The sequence below is a fragment of the Enterococcus sp. AZ071 genome (assembly GCF_050499065.1).
GTDB lineage: Bacteria > Bacillota > Bacilli > Lactobacillales > Enterococcaceae > Enterococcus_A > Enterococcus_A ferrettii.
The window spans coordinates 3,622,605-3,645,751 of record NZ_JBIPAS010000001.1; the positions used below are offsets into that span (position 1 = coordinate 3,622,605).

The following is a 23,147-nucleotide window of genomic DNA, read 5'->3' on the forward strand; positions in this document are numbered from 1 at the left end:
AATAAATGATGAACAAGGGACAAAAAGCAACGATTTTGGTTCTTATGCTCCTAGTTGCAGCAGTCAGTTTTGTCTCCTTTGAGTTTCTCGAGGGTTTCACAGCTGAAAAAAAGACGAAGACTGTCAAAGAGGAAGCGCCAGAGCTTCCCGTACCTGCGGGGGTGCCGGAGATAGTGAACTTCACATTAGTCGGATCGGATGCTCGGCCTGATGAAGAAAGCGGCCGCTCCGATAGTTTAATGATTGGCCAGTACAATCGCCGGACTAAGCAGCCTAAATTGATTTCAATCATGCGAGATTCCTATGTGGACATTCCTGAATATGGGAAGGACAAAATCAATGCCGCTTACTTTTACGGTGGTATGCCCTTGCTTGAGGAGACATTAAAAGATAATTTTCAGGTAAAAACACCTTACTATATTAGTATGACCTTTGATAAATTTGTCGATTGCATCAATGATTTGTTTCCCAAAGGGGTGACGATAGATGCTCAAGAATCCTTTGAATTAGATGGTGTGACTATCGAAAAGGGAAAACAACAAATGGACGGCAACACATTGCTGCAATACTCTCGTTACCGTGGTGATGGTGAGGGAGATTTTGGTCGGATTACACGCCAGCAGCAGGTAGTAAAGGCTTTATGTGAGCAGTCTAAAGGTATCACCACATTAATGAAGTTACCAAAGACTATTGGTAAGCTGATGGGCAGCATGGATACCAATATTCCTAACACGGTATTGATTGCCTGCGGATTGGACTTCATTAAGGGGGTTGAAAAGCCAGTGGAGACATTGTCTATTCCAATAGAGGATAGCTGGAGCTACAATGATGATACTCCAGCTGGTAGTGTACTGGAGATACAATTGGATAAAAATCAACAGGCGATTGCTGATTTTCTAAAATAAAATAGCTTCCCTCTGCCACTGAAAATCGGCAGAGGGAAGTTTTTTTATAGTTCTACGCCGCAGTTTTTCTCGATTTCTGCAACAAAGTATTGTTCTAATTCTGTTGATAGCGGACCACGAGTACCATTGCCAATCGTTTCATCATCAATGGTAGTGACAGGTGTTACCTCAGCCATAATACTGGAGATAAAGACTTCATCGGCCTGCTTCAACTCTGCTAAGCTGAATACTCGTTCTTCGACAGCAATATCATTTTCCTTTGCCAGCTTCAAGATGGTTTGCCGAGTAATCCCATTTAAAACAAAATTATTTGCCGGGTGAGTAATCAGAGTATTGTCTTTGACAATGAAGACGTTGGAGTGAGAGCATTCGGTTACGTGATATTCATCCCGATACAAAATGGCTTCGTCAGCACCAGCTTTAGCAGCTTGATTTTTTGCTAGGACATTGCCTAATAAATTCAAACTTTTAATATCACAATGCAGCCAGCGATCATCTACTGCTGTAATCGCAGTAATGCCTTTTTCAAAAGAGGCAGGATCACGAGGTGCTGCCATGGAAGTAGCCATTAAAACTGGTTCATTGCTAGGCAAGTACACGTGATTTCTCGGCATTTGAGTGCCGCGAGAAATCTGTAAATAGATCATTCCATCACCTAATTGATTGGCAGTGATTAATTCAGTTAATTGATCCTTCAGCTGTTCCTTAGTATAAGGAATCTCCAAGTCAATCAATTCAGCACTATGAAACAGACGGGCAATATGCTCGTCAAAGGTAAATATACAGCTTTGATACACTCGAAATCCTTCATAAATTCCATCGCCAAATTGATACCCCCGGTCCTCGATATCCACCTTAGCATCCTTCCGGTCAACCAATTGACCATTTAAAATAACTTTCATCTGTTTCCCTGCTTTCTTTTTTAGTGTATACGCGAACGTTTGATAGTATTCATAAACAACTAAGACGATACTAAAAGCCGTTGGTCAGTTAAAATAATGCAACGTAAATTTTAGTGTTCTTTGATAATTGTAGAAATGGGGTAGTTCTATTGATAGGTAAAGACAGAACTAATGAAAATAACGGTGATAGAGTTAGTCTTTAAAAGCAGCCCTTTTTCCATGAAGGTGCTTGGTTAATAGTAGCGTACTGATATTATTTATATCATGATAAATTAATCATGAAAGAAGGTCAATGGGAAATGCGGAAACATCAATCGCTGCTAGCCTTCTAGCAGACGATCAAATTTTTGAATGAGCAGTCAAATGACAGCAGAGTAAATTTTCTGTTGACTTAGAGTGCACTTCAAGGAGTACACTACTTTTAATCAATAGAAATGAGGGATAAAGATGCGCTATATTAAATTTGGCAATACTGGAATGGATGTTTCACCATTGTGTTTAGGAACGATGGGATTTGGAGATCCTGACAGCGGCTTTCATGAGTGGGTATTAAGAGAAGAGGACAGTCGTCCAGTTGTTCAAAAAGCACTGGATTTGGGGATTAACTTTTTTGATACGGCGAATGTCTATTCTTATGGTGAAAGTGAACGCATTCTTGGAAAGGCTTTGAACGATTTTGCCAAGCGAGACGAAATTGTGGTTGCTACCAAATTATTCACTACAATGAAGGATGCACCTAACAGTGGTGGGCTTTCTCGCAAAGAAATTTTTCATCAGATTGATCAGAGTCTGGAACGTTTACAAATGGATTATGTAGATTTATACATTATTCATCGTTGGGATTACAACACGCCGATTGAAGAAACAATGGAGGCTTTGCATGACCTGGTGAAATCTGGAAAGGTTCGATACATTGGCGCTTCAGCAATGTATGCTTGGCAATTTGCCAAGGCTCAAGCAGTCGCAGATAAAAATGGCTGGACAAAATTTGTTTCAATGCAAAATCACCTGAATCTGTTGTACCGGGAAGAGGAACGAGAAATGCTGCCCTTGTGTGAGGACCAAAAAATAGCAGTGACACCGTATAGTCCGTTAGCAGCTGGACGCTTAACTCGTGATTGGAATGCCAGTACTAAACGTTTTTTGACTGATAAAACAGCTCGCTCAAAATATGATAAAACCGAGGAGCAGGATAGACTGATTGTCGAAAGAGTTGCTGAACTTGCTGAGAAGCACCAGGTGAAACGTGCGCAGGTGGCTCTAGCTTGGTTGCTCCAAAAAGAACCAGTGATTGCACCAATCATCGGTGCGACTAAAGAAAGTCATCTGCTGGATGCTTTGCCTGCCTTGGATTTGCAATTAACTCAAGAAGAAGTGAAATTTTTAGAAGCGCCTTACTTGCCGCATGAGGTAGTTGGAGCAATTTAGTTCAAAAGACTGTTATAATAGAAGAAAAAGCAAGGAGGCTGAGGATGGAGACACGTTTATTGCGCTATTTTTGGACTGTTGCTGAGGAAAAAAATATCTCAAAAGCAGCTAAACTATTGAATATTACTCAGCCTACTTTAAGTCGGCAGATTAAGGAGCTAGAGGAATCGGTAGGTGTTGCGTTGTTTCACCGAACCAATAACCAACTCTCTTTAACTGAAGAGGGGATTTTCTTGAAGGAACGGGCTGAGGAGATCCTATCGCTGAATGATAAACTGGATCAGGCCTTTCTCGACCACAAGAATAAACAGCTAAGCGGCAGCTTTTCCATTGGCTGTGTCGAGGCAGATAATTCTGATACCTTGTCTATGATGATTGAAGAATTTATTAGCGATTATCCTCAGGTTCGCTTTAATTTAGTGACGGGAACAAGTGAAGATATATCTGATCGATTGGATAAAGGGATACTAGATTTGGCGCTTCTGTTGGAGCCGATTGATAGGAGCGATTATGAATCCTTAATCCTTCCACGGGAGGAAAAATGGGGACTCTTGGTCTCGAAAGAAACCTTTTTAGCTCAAAAGGAGTCGATTACTCCCGTGGATTTAAAAGGAATACCACTTTTGACTTCTTCGCGTAAAGAAGTTCAAGAATTGATTAGTCAATGGTTAGGTGCTCCCTTTGAGGAATTAAATGTGGTAGGAACGTATAATTTAATCTTCAATATTTTCTCTTTAGTAGAAAATCGAGTAGGCTCTGCTTTGGCGATTGAAGGTGCAACGGCTCACCGGGATATTCAGCAATTTAGTTTTGTTCCTTTGGAGCCTGCATTGAAAACCCATGGTGTGCTGGTGTGGAAACGACGAATTCACACACCTGTAGTTGAAGAACTGATTCGTCGCTTTAACTATGCTTTTCAAGTATAGCACTATGATTCAATAAGTATTAGACGAATAAGCCAGAGCGCTGTAGGATGAAGTTATCATCTTACAGCGTTTTTCTTATAGAGGAGGTGTTTACTATGGAGGCAGTAATCTATTTTTCTCGGCGAGGAGAAAATTTTGTTGGTGGGAAAATGGAAGAATTAGTGGTGGGTAATACTGAAGCCGCAGCATTGAAGCTTGCCGCAGCATCTGGTGCCACGTTATTCGAGCTGAAACCGGTAATTCCTTATCCTAATGATTATCAGGAAACCACGAAACAGGCAGAGCTTGAAAGGCAGCAGGGCACACCTGTTGCTTATCTGAAGAGCAATTTAGTTTTAGCGGATTATGCAACGATTTTTTTAGGCTATCCAAACTGGTGGGGTGGATTGCCCCAAATTGTGGTTTCCTTTTTACAAGACAACGATTGGCAGGCCAAAACAATCTATCCATTTTGCACTCACGAGGGCAGTGGTATGGGCAGTAGTGTAGAGGAACTGAAGCAGCTTTGTCCTACAGCAATCATAGAAGCAGGCTTGCCAATTCGCGGTTCCCGAGTGGACCGCGCCGATACGGCAATTAAGAATTGGCTAACAACTATCAAAGAATAATGGAGGAATGCAGGATGGCAAAACACGAAGAAGTAAAAAATGGAGTTATCTTTCCAGTCGGTGAAAAAAATGATGCCTATGCGCGCTATTTTATCGGTCAAAGCTATTTGCAGTCATTAGTGGCCGACCCAGATATAAAGGTGGGGGTCGGTAATGTAACCTTTGAACCTGGCTGCCGCAACAATTGGCACATTCATCATGACGGCTTCCAGTTGCTGCTGGTTACTGGTGGTGAAGGCTGGTATCAAGAAGAAGGAAAAATTGCTCAACCCCTAAAAGCAGGGGATGTGATTGTTACCCACGATGGAGTGAAGCACTGGCATGGTGCGGCCAAAGATAGTTGGTTTGAACATCTCGCAATTACTGCGGGTACTCCAGAATGGTTGGAACCAGTCACTGATGAGTTATACGATCAATTAGTAAAATAAAGGAGTGAATAAGCATGGCAAAACAAACAGCAGGAAGAGATCAATTAGGTAAGTTTGCACCGCAATTTGCAGCGTTAAATGATGATGTTTTATTTGGGGAAGTATGGGATCGGGAGGAACAGCTTTCGGCTCATGACCGCAGTTTAATTACTTGTTCAGCTTTATTAGCAATGGGGGCCCCTCAGTTGGAGGCGCATCTGACTATCGCTAAACAAAATGGTGTAACGAAAGATGAAGTTGTAGAATTAATTACCCACCTAGCCTTTTATGCGGGATGGCCTAAAGCATGGTCAGCCTTTACGCTGGCAAAAGAAATTTTTGGTGAATAATAGAGCTATACCCTTCACGAACTGGTTCGCTGGTTCGTGAATTTTTTTAGCACTGCTCGTTTATGCTGGGGAGAGTTACTAAAGGAGAGATTATGCAAAAATTAACTAAAACGGCCTTGCTGTCTGTTTCATTATTAGTTGTCTCAGGAGGAGCGATTGCTGGCAATGTTCCAGCAATCATGGCTGACTATCCCGCAATTAATCATACATTGGTTGAATTATTGACGACAATTCCTTCCCTGATGATTGTTATGACGATTCTTTTTAGTCACAAGTTGGCTCGCAGAATTGGCTATAAGCAGACGGTTCAGCTGGGACTTGCTCTAGTCTTCATTGCAGGAGTGTTGCCAGTATTTACGAAATCATTTAGCTTGTTGTTTATTAGTCGGCTGCTGTTTGGGGTAGGGATCGGCTTGTTTAATCCGCTGCTCTATTCATTTTCCGGCAATCTTTACAAAGGAAGAGAGCTATCTTCTGTGATTGGCATGCAGAGTTCTTTTGAAGGAATTGGCGGTATGCTAATGACCTTTTCAGTAGGACAATTACTATTGATTGATTGGCGCGCTTCTTTTTTTGTTTATGCTTTGGCATTACCAATACTGATACTGTTTACCCTATTTGTTCCCAAAATAAGTTTTGCAAGTCAACAGGAAAAAATCCATGTAAAGTCAGACCAAATTACCCGTGCTGTTTGGGGATATGTTGTATTGCTTTCAATTGTGGTCACAATCTATATGTCAATGGCAGTAAAAATTACTTCTTTACTGTTAGACAAAGGAATCGGCGATGCAACTGATGGCAGCAATCTATTAGCCTTAGTAGGTTTAGGAGCCATGATTGCTGGAATCATCTTTGGTCGTTTAGTAGTTTCGCTAAAGCACTGGACGCTACCAACGGCCTTTGCCAGTTTAGCATTGGCAATGTTTCTGATAGCTGCAGCTTCAGACATGTTTACAGCTTCATTAGCGGCTGTGATAGGCGGATTATCTTTTCGCACCTTTATTCCCTACTTGTTTAATGCAGTCAATCAGCAAGTCGCTCATTCAGAAAAAAACACATCTATTTTATTAATAGCTTTCAATCTCGGGACAGCCTTTGCTCCTGTTACAATTGCCTTATTTCAGCGGATATTTCCTGTATTAGAAAATGCTGGATTATTTATTGGTGAGGGCATTGTGATGTTTCTGCTAGCAGTAGGAGCAATAGTTTTCAAAGGGAAAGAAACGCGATCTGCACCTGAAGAAAACTAAAAACATATAGTAAGCTTGTTAGATATAAAGTAGGGGCTGTTTTTTTATTATCTGCTTCATCAACTATGGAAGAGCAAACGTCCAAAAAGGAAAAATGACCTAAGCATAGACTAACAGCCCCTACTTAGAACCATGAATCAAAATGAGTATATCAAAAGAAAAAAGTTAACAATCAATCGCATCAAAAAGCCCGTCTCATCTCCATGAAATCGGGCTTTTTTGTTGGTGAGATATACTATTAAAAGCAAGGTAAACTACTCAGTTATCAGTTAGCTGTTGTTCACTTAATTACTTATTTTGGAGCAAATTTTTCTTAAATTATTTTTTTAGAATATGAATCCATTTACCAAAGGTTCGTTCTTTGTCAGTCGAAATCCCTGCATCGGTAATCAGCCAATCAATGTCCTCCAATTTGTAGAAGCCATAAAAATCTTTTTTATCCAATTTATGATGGTCTGCGATGATGAATTTTTCTTCGGCGCTATTAAGGGCATATTTTTGTGTTAAGCCTTCATCTTCATTAGAAGTGAAAATGGTTGTCTGATTTAATCCATTCACACCAATGAAGCTCTTTTGGACATGAATACTTGAAATGAAATCGTTGGCAATGGTTCCGACAAAAGCCCCAGTTTTACTTCGATAAGCACCACCAATCAGAATCAATTCAAAACGAGAATCATGTTTAAACTTATTGAAGACATGGATAGAATTGGTAATTATCTTGGCATAGTCTACGGTTAAGTAATCATAGACCAGTTCAATGGTGGTTCCTGGGCCTAAAAAAATAGTTTCGCCAGTGGAAATATTTTCAGCAATGATTTGAGCAATCTCAATTTTTTCTTCTAAATGGATTTTTTTCTTTTCTCGGTGACTTAGTTCAATAGAGGTTAACGTATCTTTATCCAGAATTTTAGCACCACCATGAATTCGAATGATTAATCCCTTATCTTCCAATTCTTGAAAGTCTCTTCGAACGGTCATATCAGCCACTTGAAGTTTTTCAGTAATATCAGCTACTTTTACAATTTTTTTTTCAGTTAGTAATTCTAGCATGATCTTTTGTCGTTCTTCCTTCAGCATTCTACTAAACTCCTTTATATAAGATACTGTTTGTCCGTAAATGTTTGTTTTAATCATATGTTGTTTGGAGTTGTTTGTCAATTAGTTTTTCCGTTCAACAAAAACCTGTTGACAAGTGCCGTTACTCACTATATTATATGTTTATAAAGAACACAAACAAACATCATCAAACATGAAGTGTTCCTAAATTGAGGAGGAAAAGAAATGAATAGAGAAGAAGCAGCAATGGTTGGTTTTGAAGTAGTAGCTTTTGCAGGAGAAGCGAGATCAAAATTAATGGAAGCGCTTGATGAAGCAGAGCAAGGAAATTTTGAAGTGGCTGATCAGCTCGTTGAGCAGGCCCATGCTAGCTTGATGGAGGCACATAAATCACAAACGCAAATGTTAGCTGCTGAAGCGAGTGGAGAGAATATCGAAGTTGGTTTTATCATGGTACATGCACAGGATCATCTGATGACAACAATGCTGCTGAAGGATACAATCAAGCATCTATTTAATATCTATAAAAAGGCTTAACGATTAGGAGGGGAATCAATGAAAGCAATAGTTAATAGAATTGAGAAAATGAAACCTATTTTTGAAAAAATTTCTAATAATCCCTACCTTCGCGCAATTCGCGATGGGTTTATCAGTTTAATTCCAGTCATTCTTTTTTCCAGCTTCTTCATTTTAGTTGCTTATGTACCCAATGCATTTGGATTTCACTGGGATACATCGATTGAAACAATTCTAATGAAAGCTTATAACGGCTCAATGGGAATTCTGGGACTGCTGATGGCAGCCACGGTTACCAAAAGTTTAACTGAAAACTTCAATAATAAATTGCCAAAAACGAATCAAATCAATAGCACTTCAACTATGGTTGCAGCAATTATCGGGTTTGTTATTATTGGTGTTGACCCAATTGAAGGTGGGTTCTCCACTGGTTTCATGGGAACAAAAGGTCTATTGACTGCCTTTGTTGTTGGATTTATTGTACCGAATGTTTATCGTTTCTGTGTAAAAAATAATATTACAGTAAAAATGCCAGAGGAAGTTCCTGGAAATATTTCGCAAACCTTTAAAGATCTTATTCCTATTACATTATCGACTGTTTTCTTTTGGTTATTCGATTTAGGCTTCCGTAATCTTACTGGAGCTGGATTCTCAGAAAAAATTATCGAAGTATTCCAGCCAATTTTTAGTGCTGCTGACGGATATCTTGGCTTAGCACTGATCTTTGGTGCAATGGCATTCTTCTGGTTTGTTGGAATCCATGGCCCATCGATTGTAGAACCAGCAGTATCTGCGATTTATATTACCAATGTTGAATTGAACATGCATCTCTATCAAGCTGGCGAACATGCACCGAATATTTTGTCTCAGGGAACGCAATACTTTGTAGCAACCCTTGGAGGAACCGGTGCTACGCTAGTCATCACGTTAATGTTTGCTTTTCTAGCTAGATCCAAGCAGCTCAAAACAATCGGACGTGCATCATCCATTCCGGTACTATTTGGGGTAAATGAGCCAATGTTGTTTGGTGCCCCAATTGTCTTAAATCCGATCTTTTTTATTCCATTCATCGCAGCGCCGATCGTGAATGTTTGGTTATTCAAATTCTTTGTTGATTTCTTAGGAATGAATGGGTTTATTTACAACTTGCCTTGGACAACACCAGGACCTTTAGGGTTAATCATGGGAACTGGTTTTGCTGGGTTAGCTATTGTATTGATGGCGGTCTTGCTAGTTGTAGATTTTCTGATCTACTTCCCATTCTTTAAAGCCTATGACAATGAATTAGTTGCCAAAGAAAGTAGCGAAGAATCAACGAACGAAGAAATCCAAATTGTCGAAGATCAAGTGGCTCAAGAAGTGGCTTCTGTAATGAAAGAAGCAGGCAGTAAAAAGAACGTCTTAGTACTCTGTGCCAATGGGGCAACCAGTTCGATGCTGGCAAATGCGATTAAAAAAGGTGCAAAGGAAAAAGGTGTAGAAGTGGATTCAACTGCGATGGCTTATGGCCAGCACAAGGACTTAATTAGTGATTTTGATTTAATTGTTTTGGCGCCGCAAATGGCCTCTATGCTGAAGGAATTGCAAGAAGAAACCGTTGGTAAAGGAACCAAGGCGGTCTCAACAACGGGGGCGGAATACGTTGCTTTAGCAAGAGCCCCTGAACAAGCCATTAACTTTGTTTTTGAAAGTTTAGCCTAAGGAGGAATTAGATGCATAATTTTCCGAAAAAGTTTATCTTTGGTGCCGCAACAGCTGCTTATCAAGCAGAAGGGGCAGTCAATGAAGGAAAAAGAGGAAAGAATTACTGGGATGATTACTTAGCTGAGCAAGGAGTATTCGATCCTAGCACTGCCAGCGACTTTTACCATAAATATCCTGAAGATTTAGCTTTGTGCAAGGAATTCGGGATCAATGGTATTCGGATTTCAATTGCTTGGACGAGGATTTTTCCACAAGGAACTGGTGAAGTAGACCCGGCAGGTGTAAGCTTCTATCATCAATTGATTGATGCCTGTCTTGCAAATGGTGTGGAACCGTTTGTTACCCTTCATCATTTCGATACACCAGTACCTTTATTTAAAAAAGGGGATTGGCTGTCTAATGAAATGACTGCCGCATACGTGGAATTTGCTGCATTTTGCTTCCAGGAATATGGCAGTAAGGTGAACTATTGGATTACGATCAATGAACCATGGTCAGTAGTTGCTGGACAATATATTATTGGGCATTTTCCTCCTAATTTACAATACGACTTGCCTAAAGCGATTCAATCTATGCACAATATGATGGTGGCTCATGCTCAAGTCGTGAAAAAATTCAAACAGTCTGGACAATCGGGTGAAATTGGGATCGTACACATTTTAGAGTCTAAGTACCCAATCTCTGACTCAGAAGCAGACAAATTGGCGGCGTTAAAAGAGCACGTTCTAGCAAATCAATTCTTATTAGATGCCACGTTTAAGGGGAATTACTCGGAAGATACTTGGTCGATTATTTCTGGTATTTTAGCCGAAAATCAAGGAGAATTGAGAACCACACCGCAAGAGTTTGAGGATTTACAGTTTGCTGCAGAGCAGATCGATTTTATGGGAATTAATTATTATGCCAGTCATTTCTTGCAGGCTTATTCAGGTGAATCACAAATTCATCACAATGGGACTGGGGAGAAGGGCAGCAGCGTCTTTGCATTAAAGGGTGTTGGAGAACGAGTAAACAATCCAGCGATTCCGACAACCGATTGGGATTGGCCAATCTATCCTCAAGGGCTAGAGGACATGCTGGTTTTCGTTAAAGAACGTTATCCTAATTACAACAAGCTGTACGTGACCGAAAACGGCATGGGGGATAAAGACAAGCTTGTTGATGGGACAGTAACCGATACAGCCAGAATTGATTATGTTCGTTTACATTTACAGGCTATTTTAAATGCTGTTGAAAAGGGAGTTAAGGTAGAGGGCTACTTTATCTGGTCCTTAATGGATGTTTTTTCTTGGACGAATGGGTATACCAAACGCTATGGGCTATTTTATGTTGACTTTGATACACAGGCGCGTTATCCAAAAGAAAGTGCGTATTGGTATCGGAAAATGAGTCAAAGCGGACAGCTATCTTAGAAAAAACGGCTCAAACCAGTTAAATCAAGCTAATCAGAGTTCATTTGTACTTCTGGTTAGCTTTTTTTGGTTCATTGAAACGATATTGGAAAATGGTGTGGAAACGATTAGGAAGTAATGCTAAACTGAGATATACCTTTAGTGGAAGTGGATGAAGTATGGTACCTATTTATATTTGTGACGATGTCCAAGAAACACGGGAATACCTGAAAAAGATTATTTCGAATCTCATCATGATTCATGATTATGATATGGAGATTGTTTTGGTGACTGGCGATCCTAAAGAAGTTCTTGCGCACCGCCGATCCCATGCGATGCGTTCGATTTATTTTTTTGATGTCGATTTAAAGCATGAAGAATACAACGGGTTTTCATTGGCCAAGGAAATGCGTGCACTGGATACGCGAGGGTTCCTAATCTTTATAACGACCCATGAAGAGCTGATTTTTGAAACCTTTAAATATCGTTTGGAAGCAATGAGTTATTTATATAAAGATGCTCCCGAGAAGTTAAATGGCCAATTAATGGAGTGTTTAGTAGATATCCAGCAGCTGTTAACTCAGGAGCTAGGGGATTCGCAAAGTTATTATACGGTAAAAATTGCTGATGCCAGTTATCAGCTGCCAATGGAAAGTATTTTATTCTTTGAAACCGTAGGAGCACACCGAGTGGTTCTCCATACTGAGAGCCGCTTATTAGAATTCCGAGGAGAATTAAAGAAAATTGAACAACAGCTTTCGGAGAAATTTTTGAAGATTCACCGTTCTTATTTAGTACAAAAAAGTAAGATTCAGCAGGTTAATTATTCTGATAATACCGTAATTATGGAAAATGGATCGGTTTGTCTAATGTCGCGGGCTGGTAAAAAGCTGCTGCGAAGTTATTTCGAAGGGAGTGAAGAATAATCAGCTTTTTAATGAGTATGGGAATCTTAACGTACATCTTTATGACTAATTTTATTTTAGAATACCTATTGGTTTATTTTGTATTCAAAGAAAAAAGTAAGAATCCATTTACTTGGCTGTTGTATTTGCTCATGTCTGTCCTTTTGGCATTTTTGACGTATGCGCTAGCTGATTTGCCATTAGCTGCTTACATTTTGGTTCAAGCTGGCGTGGGAACGGGTCTTTCCTTATTGCTGCATCAGTACATTTTTAAGGTGGTAGATTGGCGAATCATATTCTTTCTAGCTATTTTTATAACGTTGGTTACCTTAATCTTCAATAGTATCTACAAAGCGATTATTCTAGCGATTGCTCCTGGTACCTCTCCAGTGGTGATGAATTTTCTAGGTACAACGATCGTCTTCTGTTTCATTTTGCTGTTGTATCGGATCTTGTCCAAAACGCGCGTCTTTTTTGTATTGCGTCGCATTGTGGATTATCCGAGACTTGCTTTAATCATTGGCTTGATTGTCAGCGTTTTGAATATTTTGATCGAACTGGTTAAAATGATCTTTTTCCTAAATGATCATTCGCTACTGGTGACAGCACTTTATATTCTGAGCTACAGCATGGTGATTACAGTGTATATCTTTTTGTTGAGGGAATACCTGAGAGAGCAAAGATTGAAAGAATCTGAAGCCTTAATATTGCAGCAGCAGGCGTATCTGCAACGGTTGGAAAGTATTCAGTTGGATTTGCGAAAAATTCATCATGATTATAAAAATGTTGCTACTGGTTTATACGCGCAAGTAGAATCAGGCGATATTAAGGCAGCTCAGGAATTTATCAGTACTAAGATGCTGCAGATGGACAAAGAAATCCGGCTAGACATGCAGCAATTGAACCAGTTGGCTAACATTGAAGTAATTGAGCTGAAGACGCTGATTATGTCAAAGGTCATGCAGGCAGAAAAAATGAATGTGCAGCTGATGATTGAAGTCATGGAGCCGATAAAAAAGATTCCGATGGAAATCTCTGACCTGCTGAGATGCGGCGGTATTTTAATGGATAACGCGATTGAGGCTGCTGCTTGGGAAAAGAAGCCGCAGGTTACAATTGTCTTTCTGAAGGAGAAAGGAAAACTAACCTTTATTGTCAAAAATGTTACCAGTCAATCAATTGACCTGCAGCGTATTTGGACAGCTGGGTATTCCACAAAAGGGGACAACCGCGGTCTGGGACTAACCAATTTGAAAGAAATTACCCGTCAATATCCAGATATTTGGCTGGAGACGCGGGTTGAAAAACAAGAATTTATTCAGCTGCTGACATTTAAACTAGCATAAGACAGAAGACTGCCAAAAAGGACAGTTTTCTGTCTTTTTTGGACGCAAAACGTTTTTTTATCCGATTAGTGATTATAGTTAAAGGAATAACTGATGGAGGTAAGAAAAGTGAAGGAAGAATTGTTAAAGTTAAAACACATTTCGAAAGCTTTTTCTGATAAACAAGCATTAAAAGACATTAATATGACTCTTTCTGCTGGCGAAATTCTTGGTTTTTTAGGGCCATCTGGTGCCGGAAAAACTACGACAATTAAAATTGTGACCGGACAAATGGTTCAAAGCTCTGGTGAAGCGACCATATTGGGCAGTGACACGCGAAGAATCAATGAACAAATTTATGAAAAAATCGGAATAGTGACCGATGCCAGCGGAGTATACGAAGAATTTACTGTTTATGAAAATCTGCTGTTGTTTGCTCAGCTGCTGAATGTGCCTAAGGAGCGGATTGATCATTTGCTGAAACGGGTTGGTTTGGTGGAACAGAAAAAGCAATTGGCTGGGAAGCTTTCTAAAGGCCAAGGTCAGCGGTTAATATTGGCGCGAGCAGTAATGCATCAGCCTAAGGTATTGTTTTTAGATGAACCGACCTCGGGACTTGATCCGACTACAGCTCTTGAAATTCATCGCCTGTTGCTGGAGCTTAAGAAAGACGGTATGGGTATTTTCTTGACGACACACAATATGGAAGAAGCCTCTAAGCTGTGTGACCATGTTGCGCTGTTAAATGATGGCAAAATCGTTGAGTTTGGCACGCCCCAAGAGATTTGTCTGCGCTATAATTCTAAGAAACAGTACCGTATTTTGCTAAATACAAGGGAAAAAATTACTTTAGCTCATACGGTTGAAAATACGAAAAAATTAACAGAATGGATGACGGACGATTTAGTCGAATCGATTCATTCCTGTGAACCAACGCTGGAAAATGTCTTCTTAACCGTTACAGGAAGGGAGTTGAGCTGATGAGGTTGTCCATTAAAAAAATTGGGGTATTAACTCGTTTCAAATTTAAGGAGCTGTTCCGCAACAAAACCTTTCTTATCACAGGCAGTATGGTTCCTTTATTAACCTTAATTATGCGCTTTGTTTATCAAAATATTTTAGAGGGAGCCGCGATGCCGCCGTTTATGATTGCGCTGGTATTGAATCTCGGTCTGCTAATGAATTTAACCAGTGTTTCCATGATGATGCCGGCAACGATGTTGGCTAAGGATAAGGAAAAAAACACTCTGCGGACACTGATGACCTCTTCTGTTAATGGAGCAGAATATTTTATCAGTTCTGTGCTGCCATCCTTTGTAGTCTCTTTTCTGATAAATCTTTTGGTGCTGCTGCTGAGCGGTATAAATTTAAGGGAAGTTAATATAGGTCTTTATTTACTGGTGACAGCTATTGCTGGGTTAACCAGCTGTGTATTAGGTATGCTGATCGGATTGTTTGCTAAAAATCAAATGTCCTCCAGCAATATTTGTACGATTTTTGTACTAGTATTAATGATGGTTCCGGTTTTTGGTAATATCGCTGAGAATTTTCAGAAGATTAGCGGATTTTTATATACTGGAATTGTAGGGAACTTAGTTTCATCCTTTGCTGAGGGGACCAACCAAGGATTGACCTCTCAAAGCTGGTTAGTCTTAATTGGTGAGTTGCTGATCATTTCAGTATTGTTCGTTTTAAATTATCGCAAAAACGGATTTGAACAAGAATAGTTAAGCAGGGAAAGCGGCTGGAGATAATCCAGTCGTTTTTTTATCTCAATAAAAATCCACTCATATTTTTTTGTAAAATAACTTTTAAATAAATAAAAGTAAAGAGATTGAAAGAATAAAGAAGCTGCTGCTAAGCAAAATCCACTCATTCATTTTACTTCAAAGCGATTTTCTGTGGATTGACTAAAAATGATTTTCGACTAGTCTTAAGAAAGAGAGAAAGGTGATTACTGTAGTTAATAGATAATAATAATTCTCCACAATTATGAAAAATAGTGGAATTCCTATCATTTTTGCTATTATTTTATCTTTTTATCAGATAAACCTATCTTTTTTCTAAATATTGAAATATAACGGTCGTTTTCTTTTTTAGATTGATGCGTTGTTCTCTATACTAAGGCCTTAACAACCTGAATGAATGGAAAGGAATTAAAAATTGAAAAAGTTTTTAGATGTAAGTGTCAGGCGGAAAGTAGCGATATTGACGCTGTTAAATGATAGAGAAAAGGTTACGATTGATGAATTGAGCCAATTGTTGCAAGTAGCTAGGGGAACTGTCCTGCATTCGATTGAATCAATTCAAGAAGATTTTAATGACTGGCAGCTAAAAGAACCGGCTATAATCAAAGAGCGGGCCGATGTTTACTTACAGGCAAAGGAGAACTTTTCTCTCCATCGTATTCTGCTGAATTATTTAGATGAAAGTGTTCAGTATCAGGCGATGGTGGCGCTCTTTCACAATGGCGAAATTCGTTTAAAGGATTTCGCAGAGAGACAATTCATTTCTTATAATTCGCTTTACAAAAAAATGCAAGCATTAAATCCGACGCTTCAAGCCTTCGATTTGAACTTCAGTACGAATAGCAGCGGCCAGCTTTATGGCAGCGAGCATCAAATTCGATTCTTCTACTCAGAATTTTTCTGGCATTCCAGCAGTGGGGTCTCTTGGCCATTTCCTAAGGTGAACAAAAAAATTATTGAACGCTCCATCAAATATGTAGAAAAGGTTCGCGGTCGGCAACTGGGCATCGTAGAAAAGCAGAAGGTAGCCAATGATTTAGGTGTAATCATTACTAGAATTATGCAAAAGAATTACGTCGACTCAGTCATTTTAGAGCATGAAATGCTGCAGGACAGTTGGCATTTTCAGCAATTATACAAAAAAGTCAGACCGTTATTCCAATTGTTTTTCCGGATAAATGACCAAACGCAAATCAAAGCAGAACTGGCTTATGCTTACATATTCCTTTTTTCTCAGGAATACCATCTTTCTGATAATAACAATATTGGCGACATGCTTTTTTATTGTCAAACACATCAGCTGCGTGCTGGAACTCTGACAAATCAATGGTTATCAGAGTTTTATAAACAGTTCTCAGTTTATCCATCAGCCAAGGATTACGGTTTGCTGTATGCTAATCTGGTGCACAAGCATGTCAAGGCTCTAACCTTTCATGGTGCAGGAGTGTTGATGGAAATGGATCTCAGTGCTGCTTTATTCACCAATTCGAGTTTTGATTACAAGGTTCAGCAGATGTTTGATGAGTTGGCAGCTAAAGAACCCTCGCTGTTAAAGAATAAGACTTTTTTGTTGATGAGCTATAAATTTTTGATTAGTCAGTATATTGAAGTGGAAAAAGAAAACCAGCAGATTTCCGTGTGTATTCTTTCGGTTTTCGGAGATGAGTACATAGAAGTTATCAAGCGTAATTTAACTCAGCAATTGGCGGTCGAATTAGTAGTCACCAATACGGTTGGAAAGGATACTTGCTTGGTAATTGCCGACCGAATTTATGAAAACCTGAACTTTGATTCGGATAAAATTCTCTATTGGGAAATTTTCCCCACAAAAAAATCCATTCAACGTGTGCAGTTGTACATCAATCATCACTTTGGATAAAAACTATAGAAAATCATACTGAATTGTGATAGGTTGTTTAGTGATTATGATTTGGGGAGGAAAAGTGATGACAAACTATTTAGTCGTTGGCAGCGGTTTGTTCGGTGCGGTTTTTGCCAGTCAAATGGCAGCCAAGGGTCACAAGGTAACCGTACTGGAAAAGCGCGAACATATTGCTGGAAATATTTACACCAAGGAAACAGCGGGTGTGCAGGTTCATCAATATGGCGCGCATATCTTCCATACATCCAATAAAAGAATTTGGGAGTTCGTTAATCAGTACGCAGAATTTAATCGATTTACCAATGCACCCGTTGCATTGAGTAAAGGTAAGCTGTACAATCTCCCCTTCAATATGAATACCTTCTATGCTTTATGGGGATTAAAAACACCAAAGGAAGTAAAAGAAAAAATTGCTCAGCAAAGTCGCCTTCCTCATAATAAGGAGCCGGAAAACCTTGAGGAACAGGCTATTTCGTTGGTTGGCAGCGACATATATGAAACCTTGATTAAGGAATATACGGAAAAACAATGGGGGAAACCTTGTTCAGAGCTGCCCGCTTTTATTATTCGGCGCCTTCCTGTGCGTTTGACCTTCGACAATAATTATTTCAATGATCTGTATCAAGGAATTCCTATAGGTGGATATACTCAGATTATTGAAAAAATGCTAGATCATCCGAATATCCAACTGCACCTAAGTACCGACTTTATGAAAAACAAAGAAAAATGGTTGGCAGGTTACGAAAAGATTATTTATACCGGCATGATTGATGAGTATTACAATTATTGTTATGGGGAACTAGAGTACCGTTCTCTAACCTTTGAACATGAAATACTGGAAACTGACAATTTCCAAGGAAATGCTGTAGTAAATTATATTGATAAGACAGTACCATACACCCGTATCATTGAGCATAAACATTTTGAGTTTGGCACACAGGAACGAACGATTATTACCAAGGAGTATCCAAAAACTTGGAAAAAAGGTTATGAACCCTATTATCCTGTGAACAATGACAAAAATCAGCAAACTTATCAACGCTATAAACGATTAGCAGATCAGGATGAACAGGTGATTTTTGGCGGACGTTTGGGGATGTACCGCTATTTTGATATGCATCAGGTAATTGATGAAGCACTCAGCCTTGCCTCAAAAGAGTCCTAAAAGAAATGCATTAATAAGAGCAGTCAGCAGATTTTTTCCTGCTGACTGCTCTTATTATTAGGAGATTGGCAACAATACTTTCAAGGAGAACCAATTGTTTTCATGGCTAATGGTCATTGTTCCATCGTATTTATTAACGATATAGGAAATACTCTTTAACCCATATCCATGGGACTCTTTATCATCCTTTGTTGTTTGGGGCAGGCCATCTTCGAAAGACAACCGATCTTCACTGTAATTGTTTAGTAAGAACAGCACGAAGCCAGCCTTTTTTTCCACTCGTAGGTTGATCAATCGTTTGTCGGTATCACTATTTTTTAAGGTGGATTCAATTGCGTTGTCTAAAGCATTCCCCAGTAAACTGCATAGATCCATAACTTCGATAAAATCCAATAATTTTCCATCTACGATACAAGTAAAGGTAATTTTATTTTGAATGCAAAAGCTGTTTTTTCGAGTTAAAATGACATCCATGATAGCATTTCCCGTTTTTACGGTAGCTTGGTATTGAGTGATGTCTTTTTTTAATTGATTAACATATTCTTTTCTCTTAGCAGGCTCTGACTCCATTTCAATAATATCCAGCTGATGCTTTAGATCATGAAATTTCTGACTGACCAAAGCATTACTCTCTTTAAACGCTTCGTATTGTTCATATTGCGACTGCAGGACATTGTTAATGGAGGAAAGCTCGCTTCGTAAATAGATGTCGTACCGCATTCCTTCCTGAATATAGAGAATCAGTAATCCACATAAGTTAATGAAGGTCCGAAAGATAAAAATGGACTGTCCATCACCAGCAACTAAAAATGTTTGTGAAAACATAAACCCCATATTGCTGACAGTAAAGATGATAATTGCGGAAAGAGCTGCGATGACAACCTCTCTTTTTTTAATATTCTTTAAGACAACCTGGTGAGGACTGCGCTTTTCAAAGATGTAATAGAACAAGGAAAAAATTATGTACATCATAAGCATAAATACTAACGGAACAGCAAAATGCTTCGTTGACCTCAGAAAGAGAACGCAAAACAACTGCCAAGAGACCGAGGCAATAAACTCAGCAAAGATGAAGGCTTTGCACAAATTATAAAAATAGCTGAATTGTGAAATGTCTACAGCAAGATAAAGAGTCAAAAGCATCCACAATACATTTAAAATCATTCCAGGGATCCAAAACAGCAACGGCCAAGTGCCGACCAATAATTGTAAGATAATTTGACCAATTCCCATGAACGGCAAAACAATCAATGCGCTGCTTTTCCAGGTTTGTTTATCAAATTGAAGTATCACAAATATGCAAGCGATCCACTCAGCGAGGGCTGTGTAAAAACGAGGAATATTCGGCAGCAGTTCGTTCAACTAGATTCCCCCACTTCCCAAATAATTCGTTAAAGCAGCCATGAAATCCTTCTTTCGAGGGCGACTAATCCGCAAATCAAACCTGCCGACATGGACAGTACTTCCATCAACAGCTTTGACATGCTTTAAATTGACTAAATAACAATTATTACAACGGAAGAAATGTTTCGGTTTTAATTCGCTTTCAATATTCTTCATGGAGCCAAGAAAGGAATATACTTGATCATTGGTGTAAAAATATAAATAGTGCCCCTCACATTCCACATATATTAAATCCTCTAGCAAAATTTTTCGTATACCAGAATTTGTTTTAATAGTTATGGTCTGATCGGTAGTATTCGATAATTTTTTGACTATTTTTTTGAAATGTTCACTGAAATTAAAATAAGTTAAGGGTTTTAATAAAAAGTCATCCGCATTCACTGCGTAACCATCAATGGCAAATTGTACATAATTTGTCAGAAATACAATGATGACATTAGGATCCATTGCTCGAATTTTTTTAGCGGAAGTCATACCATCCATTATTGGCATTTCTACATCAAAATAAATAACATCAAAATCCCCCTTATATTTTTCAACAATATCAATTCCGTCATTAAAAGATGTGATACTAACTGGCAAGCTGTTTTCAGCTGTGTATCGATTAACCAGCGATATAAAGCAATTCTGTTGCTGAATGTCATCTTCTACGATGGCAATTTTCATAAGAACGAACCTCCCCAAAAAATTCAATCTACTCTCATTTATTATAATTAATGTTGATTCTAAAGCAAGGTTGTTTTTGTGAACCCATCGTTTTAGGCTTTGAAAAAACAGGTTATGAATAAAAATTGTCAAAGTATGAATGAACTATTTGTTACCGTTTACTTTGATGATAAATTGATTTCATAAATTGAAAAAAGGTGAGTAAGATGCTGAAGAATAAAAAAATTATTGAAAATCTCACGTTAGAGCAAAAAGCTTCGCTAATGTCAGGCAAGAATACGTGGGAATCCCAAGATATTCCAGAGAAGATACCAGCAATATTCATGTCTGATGGTCCTCATGGCTTGAGAAAACAGGTCGGAGAAGCGGATCATTTAGGATTAAATGCAAGTCTGCCTGCCACATGTTTTCCTACAGCAGCCACCTTGGCCAACAGCTGGGATGAAGATTTAGTTTATCAAGTAGGTACATGTATTGGTGAAGAAGCGAAGGCTCTAAATGTCAATGTCGTTCTGGGACCTGGATTAAATATCAAGCGAAACCCCAAATGCGGCAGAAACTTTGAATATTATAGTGAAGATCCTTATTTAGCAGGAAAACTTGCTGCATCAAGCATTAGAGGGATTCAAGCTAATGGAACAATCGCTAGTCCAAAGCATTTTGCAGTTAACAGCCAGGAATACCGACGGATGGCTTCGGATTCGATTGTGGATGAACGAACGTTAAGAGAAATCTACACAACCAATTTTGAAATCGCTGTAAAAGAAGGTCAGCCTAAATCCATTATGTCTTCCTACAACTTAGTGAATGGGAACTATGCCAATGAAGATTCTTACCTGCTTAGAGACCTGTTGAAGGAGGAATGGGGATTCGACGGCTTTGTTGTTTCTGACTGGGGTGGGGACAACGATCATACAGCTGGTGTTAAAAATGGCAGCCATTTAGCAATGCCGACATTAGGGAAAAACGGTACCTTAGAGCTGGTTAACGCAGTGGAAAATGGAGAACTTGAAGAAGCTGTATTGGATCAACGAGTGGATGAATTTTTATCGGTTGTTCAAGCAGTTGATTTTTCACCAGTTGATGGAACGATCGATTGGCAGAAGCATCACGAAGTAGCAAAGAAAGCAGCAATGGAGAGCATTGTTATGCTGAAAAATGAAGCGAACATCTTGCCATTGACCTCAGAAAAAAAGGTTGCTGTCATTGGAGACTTCGCTCAAACTCCCCGCTACCAAGGTGCAGGTTCATCAGTAGTGAACGCAAAGAATTTGGAAACGACTTTAGACGTTATTGGAGAGTATCCTCTGACTGTCGTCGGTTTTGCAAAAGGGTATGAACGCGGTGGAAAAAGCAATGACCAATTAGTGAATGAAGCCCTTGAGTTAGCAAAAAAGAGTGATGTAATTTTGCTTTATGCAGGACTGGATGAAATTTTAGAAAGCGAAGGAATGGATCGGACAACGATTGACATGCCAAAAAACCAATTGGCATTAATTCAAGAATTAGCAGCGGCAAAGAAACCAATTGTAGTAGTTTTGTCAGCAGGCTCTGTTGTTGAATGCTCATGGGAAAAAGAAGTACAAGGTATTTTGCATGGGTATCTTGGTGGCGAGGCTGGGGCCAGTGCAATGTTGGAAGTCATCTGCGGGCATCACAACCCTAGCGGAAAACTCAATGAAACGTATCCAATTTCCTACCAGGATGTGCCTTTTGGTAAGGAGTTTCCAGCTAAGGGGCGATACGTCTACTACAAAGAAGGACTGTATGTTGGGTATCGTTATTATGATAAGGCTCAAAAAGCTGTTCGTTATCCTTTTGGCTATGGTTTAAGCTACTCGAGTTTTCAATACAGTGAACTAATGATCACCAACTCAGGTGTTCAGGCAGTGATAACCAATGTTGGTGAGCAGGCTGGTTCAGAAATTGTTCAATTATATATCGGCAAGTCTTCTTCACCTTTAGTGAGACCCACGAAGGAGTTAAAGGGATTCGTCAAAGTATTTCTACAGCCTGGAGAAAGTAAAATGATTGAACTCGCATTCGATGATAAGAGTTTTCGCTATTATGACGTTGAGAGTAGATCTTGGAAAACGGAATCTGGTGAATACAACATTATGTTAGCGAGTTCAGTCAAAGATATCCGCTTAGAAGGAAAACTACTGATCACAGGAACAGAACCTGAAGATTATGTCGTGTTGCCAAATTATCAAGCAGCGAAACTTGAAGAGGTTACTTTGGCTGATTTTGAGAAATTATATGGGCAAAAGGTTCCTCAGGAAGAAACCAGCGGTCAGCATCTGTTGAATCGGACAAGTATTATTGACGAGATGAATCAAGCGAAGAATCCATTGGCTCGTTTTGTTCATCGGATTATCCGTGCTCTGCTTAAAAGAAGCGAAAAAAAGGGCAAACCGGATCTGAATTTACTATTTATTTCTAATATGCCTTTTAGAGCAATTGCTAAAATGACAAACGGAATGGTTAGTCTAGCCATGGTTGATGAAATGCTGGTTATGGTAAATGGTCACTTTTTCAAGGGCTTTGCTGGTTTAACTAAGCAATTTTTTCAAAATCGTAAGCTTCAAAAAGCAAAGTAGAGGAGG

21 protein-coding genes are annotated in these 23,147 nt (G+C 39.2%); 17 read left to right on the forward strand and 4 right to left on the reverse strand.

Annotated features, from left to right (window positions below; all coding sequences use genetic code 11):
• Positions 1 to 8: 8 nt before the first annotated feature.
• A complete protein-coding gene (locus IGI49_RS17560; RefSeq protein WP_429962734.1) occupies positions 9 to 905 on the forward strand; it encodes an LCP family protein in 897 nt (298 codons plus the stop codon).
• Between the two features lie 44 nt (positions 906 to 949).
• Here the strand turns inward: IGI49_RS17560 and dat are convergent, their stop codons facing one another.
• Complete coding sequence (gene dat, locus IGI49_RS17565) at positions 950 to 1,807, reverse strand: D-amino-acid transaminase (protein ID WP_429962735.1); 858 nt, start codon at positions 1,805 to 1,807, stop codon at positions 950 to 952.
• Between the two features lie 447 nt (positions 1,808 to 2,254).
• Between dat and IGI49_RS17570 the strand changes: the two genes are divergently transcribed.
• From IGI49_RS17570 to IGI49_RS17595, 6 genes are all read left to right on the forward strand, one after another.
• Entirely contained in the window at positions 2,255 to 3,235 is a 981-nt protein-coding gene (locus IGI49_RS17570) for an aldo/keto reductase (protein WP_429962736.1), read from the forward strand.
• A gap of 44 nt (positions 3,236 to 3,279) precedes the next feature.
• Positions 3,280 to 4,161 (forward strand): LysR family transcriptional regulator, encoded by an 882-nt coding sequence (locus IGI49_RS17575; RefSeq protein WP_429962737.1) that lies wholly within the window; start codon positions 3,280 to 3,282, stop codon positions 4,159 to 4,161.
• A gap of 95 nt (positions 4,162 to 4,256) precedes the next feature.
• On the forward strand, positions 4,257 to 4,769 hold the full coding sequence (locus tag IGI49_RS17580) for a flavodoxin (protein ID WP_429962738.1): 513 nt from the start codon (positions 4,257 to 4,259) through the stop codon (positions 4,767 to 4,769).
• Positions 4,770 to 4,783: 14 nt separating this feature from the next.
• On the forward strand, positions 4,784 to 5,197 hold the full coding sequence (locus IGI49_RS17585) for a cupin domain-containing protein (RefSeq protein WP_429962739.1): 414 nt from the start codon (positions 4,784 to 4,786) through the stop codon (positions 5,195 to 5,197).
• A 14-nt stretch (positions 5,198 to 5,211) separates the two neighbouring features.
• Positions 5,212 to 5,526 (forward strand): carboxymuconolactone decarboxylase family protein, encoded by a 315-nt coding sequence (locus tag IGI49_RS17590; RefSeq protein WP_429962740.1) that lies wholly within the window; start codon positions 5,212 to 5,214, stop codon positions 5,524 to 5,526.
• A gap of 92 nt (positions 5,527 to 5,618) precedes the next feature.
• A complete protein-coding gene (locus IGI49_RS17595) occupies positions 5,619 to 6,776 on the forward strand; it encodes an MFS transporter (protein WP_429962741.1) in 1,158 nt (385 codons plus the stop codon).
• 318 nt (positions 6,777 to 7,094) lie between these two features.
• On the opposite strand, the gene IGI49_RS17600 is transcribed toward IGI49_RS17595, so the two are convergent.
• Entirely contained in the window at positions 7,095 to 7,856 is a 762-nt protein-coding gene (locus tag IGI49_RS17600; RefSeq protein WP_429962742.1) for a DeoR/GlpR family DNA-binding transcription regulator, read from the reverse strand.
• A 204-nt stretch (positions 7,857 to 8,060) separates the two neighbouring features.
• Here IGI49_RS17600 and IGI49_RS17605 point away from each other — a divergent pair, with 204 nt between their 5' ends.
• The 9 genes from IGI49_RS17605 to glf all read left to right on the forward strand — a co-directional run bounded on the left by IGI49_RS17605 (position 8,061) and on the right by glf (position 18,471).
• The gene (locus tag IGI49_RS17605; protein ID WP_429962743.1) at positions 8,061 to 8,372 is read left to right on the forward strand and encodes a PTS lactose/cellobiose transporter subunit IIA; all 312 of its coding nucleotides are present in this window, start codon (positions 8,061 to 8,063) and stop codon (positions 8,370 to 8,372) included.
• 18 nt (positions 8,373 to 8,390) lie between these two features.
• A complete protein-coding gene (locus IGI49_RS17610; protein WP_429962744.1) occupies positions 8,391 to 10,052 on the forward strand; it encodes a lactose-specific PTS transporter subunit EIIC in 1,662 nt (553 codons plus the stop codon).
• Between the two features lie 11 nt (positions 10,053 to 10,063).
• Entirely contained in the window at positions 10,064 to 11,467 is a 1,404-nt protein-coding gene (lacG, locus tag IGI49_RS17615) for a 6-phospho-beta-galactosidase (RefSeq protein ID WP_429962745.1), read from the forward strand.
• Between the two features lie 158 nt (positions 11,468 to 11,625).
• On the forward strand, positions 11,626 to 12,372 hold the full coding sequence (locus IGI49_RS17620) for a LytR/AlgR family response regulator transcription factor (protein ID WP_429962746.1): 747 nt from the start codon (positions 11,626 to 11,628) through the stop codon (positions 12,370 to 12,372).
• Between the two features lie 11 nt (positions 12,373 to 12,383).
• Positions 12,384 to 13,697, forward strand: coding sequence for a sensor histidine kinase (locus IGI49_RS17625; RefSeq protein ID WP_429962747.1), 1,314 nt, complete (start codon positions 12,384 to 12,386; stop codon positions 13,695 to 13,697).
• A gap of 93 nt (positions 13,698 to 13,790) precedes the next feature.
• Positions 13,791 to 14,657: an ABC transporter ATP-binding protein gene (locus IGI49_RS17630; protein ID WP_207702053.1), complete on the forward strand. Its 867-nt coding sequence runs from the start codon at positions 13,791 to 13,793 to the stop codon at positions 14,655 to 14,657.
• Positions 14,657 to 15,403 carry an ABC transporter permease gene (locus IGI49_RS17635; protein ID WP_429962748.1) on the forward strand — a complete coding sequence of 249 codons (747 nt, stop codon included), beginning with the start codon at positions 14,657 to 14,659 and terminating at the stop codon, positions 15,401 to 15,403. Before IGI49_RS17630 ends, IGI49_RS17635 begins: the two co-directional genes overlap by 1 nt.
• 436 nt (positions 15,404 to 15,839) lie before the next feature.
• Positions 15,840 to 17,303 (forward strand): helix-turn-helix domain-containing protein, encoded by a 1,464-nt coding sequence (locus IGI49_RS17640; RefSeq protein ID WP_429962749.1) that lies wholly within the window; start codon positions 15,840 to 15,842, stop codon positions 17,301 to 17,303.
• Between the two features lie 67 nt (positions 17,304 to 17,370).
• Positions 17,371 to 18,471 (forward strand): UDP-galactopyranose mutase, encoded by a 1,101-nt coding sequence (gene glf / locus IGI49_RS17645; protein ID WP_429962750.1) that lies wholly within the window; start codon positions 17,371 to 17,373, stop codon positions 18,469 to 18,471.
• A 57-nt stretch (positions 18,472 to 18,528) separates the two neighbouring features.
• Here the strand turns inward: glf and IGI49_RS17650 are convergent, their stop codons facing one another.
• Together IGI49_RS17650 and IGI49_RS17655 are read right to left on the reverse strand one after the other, a co-directional pair.
• On the reverse strand, positions 18,529 to 19,833 hold the full coding sequence (locus IGI49_RS17650; protein ID WP_429962751.1) for a GHKL domain-containing protein: 1,305 nt from the start codon (positions 19,831 to 19,833) through the stop codon (positions 18,529 to 18,531).
• Entirely contained in the window at positions 19,834 to 20,541 is a 708-nt protein-coding gene (locus IGI49_RS17655; RefSeq protein ID WP_429962752.1) for a LytR/AlgR family response regulator transcription factor, read from the reverse strand.
• 206 nt (positions 20,542 to 20,747) lie between these two features.
• On the opposite strand from IGI49_RS17655, the gene IGI49_RS17660 reads away from it, so the two are divergent.
• Positions 20,748 to 23,141, forward strand: a complete 2,394-nt coding sequence (locus IGI49_RS17660) for a glycoside hydrolase family 3 C-terminal domain-containing protein (RefSeq protein ID WP_429962753.1) — start codon at positions 20,748 to 20,750, stop codon at positions 23,139 to 23,141.
• Positions 23,142 to 23,147: the final 6 nt, after the last annotated feature.

What these genes read in the sequence shown, in the direction of transcription:
- IGI49_RS17560 (WP_429962734.1), top strand. Translation starts at nt 9, where the DNA reads ATGAACAAGGGACAAAAAGCAACGATTTTGGTTCTTATGCTCCTAGTT.
- dat (WP_429962735.1), bottom strand. Translation starts at nt 1,807, where the DNA reads ATGAAAGTTATTTTAAATGGTCAATTGGTTGACCGGAAGGATGCTAAG.
- IGI49_RS17570 (WP_429962736.1), top strand. Translation starts at nt 2,255, where the DNA reads ATGCGCTATATTAAATTTGGCAATACTGGAATGGATGTTTCACCATTG.
- IGI49_RS17575 (WP_429962737.1), top strand. Translation starts at nt 3,280, where the DNA reads ATGGAGACACGTTTATTGCGCTATTTTTGGACTGTTGCTGAGGAAAAA.
- IGI49_RS17580 (WP_429962738.1), top strand. Translation starts at nt 4,257, where the DNA reads ATGGAGGCAGTAATCTATTTTTCTCGGCGAGGAGAAAATTTTGTTGGT.
- IGI49_RS17585 (WP_429962739.1), top strand. Translation starts at nt 4,784, where the DNA reads ATGGCAAAACACGAAGAAGTAAAAAATGGAGTTATCTTTCCAGTCGGT.
- IGI49_RS17590 (WP_429962740.1), top strand. Translation starts at nt 5,212, where the DNA reads ATGGCAAAACAAACAGCAGGAAGAGATCAATTAGGTAAGTTTGCACCG.
- IGI49_RS17595 (WP_429962741.1), top strand. Translation starts at nt 5,619, where the DNA reads ATGCAAAAATTAACTAAAACGGCCTTGCTGTCTGTTTCATTATTAGTT.
- IGI49_RS17600 (WP_429962742.1), bottom strand. Translation starts at nt 7,856, where the DNA reads ATGCTGAAGGAAGAACGACAAAAGATCATGCTAGAATTACTAACTGAA.
- IGI49_RS17605 (WP_429962743.1), top strand. Translation starts at nt 8,061, where the DNA reads ATGAATAGAGAAGAAGCAGCAATGGTTGGTTTTGAAGTAGTAGCTTTT.
- IGI49_RS17610 (WP_429962744.1), top strand. Translation starts at nt 8,391, where the DNA reads ATGAAAGCAATAGTTAATAGAATTGAGAAAATGAAACCTATTTTTGAA.
- lacG (WP_429962745.1), top strand. Translation starts at nt 10,064, where the DNA reads ATGCATAATTTTCCGAAAAAGTTTATCTTTGGTGCCGCAACAGCTGCT.
- IGI49_RS17620 (WP_429962746.1), top strand. Translation starts at nt 11,626, where the DNA reads ATGGTACCTATTTATATTTGTGACGATGTCCAAGAAACACGGGAATAC.
- IGI49_RS17625 (WP_429962747.1), top strand. Translation starts at nt 12,384, where the DNA reads ATGAGTATGGGAATCTTAACGTACATCTTTATGACTAATTTTATTTTA.
- IGI49_RS17630 (WP_207702053.1), top strand. Translation starts at nt 13,791, where the DNA reads ATGGAGGTAAGAAAAGTGAAGGAAGAATTGTTAAAGTTAAAACACATT.
- IGI49_RS17635 (WP_429962748.1), top strand. Translation starts at nt 14,657, where the DNA reads ATGAGGTTGTCCATTAAAAAAATTGGGGTATTAACTCGTTTCAAATTT.
- glf (WP_429962750.1), top strand. Translation starts at nt 17,371, where the DNA reads ATGACAAACTATTTAGTCGTTGGCAGCGGTTTGTTCGGTGCGGTTTTT.
- IGI49_RS17655 (WP_429962752.1), bottom strand. Translation starts at nt 20,541, where the DNA reads ATGAAAATTGCCATCGTAGAAGATGACATTCAGCAACAGAATTGCTTT.
- IGI49_RS17660 (WP_429962753.1), top strand. Translation starts at nt 20,748, where the DNA reads ATGCTGAAGAATAAAAAAATTATTGAAAATCTCACGTTAGAGCAAAAA.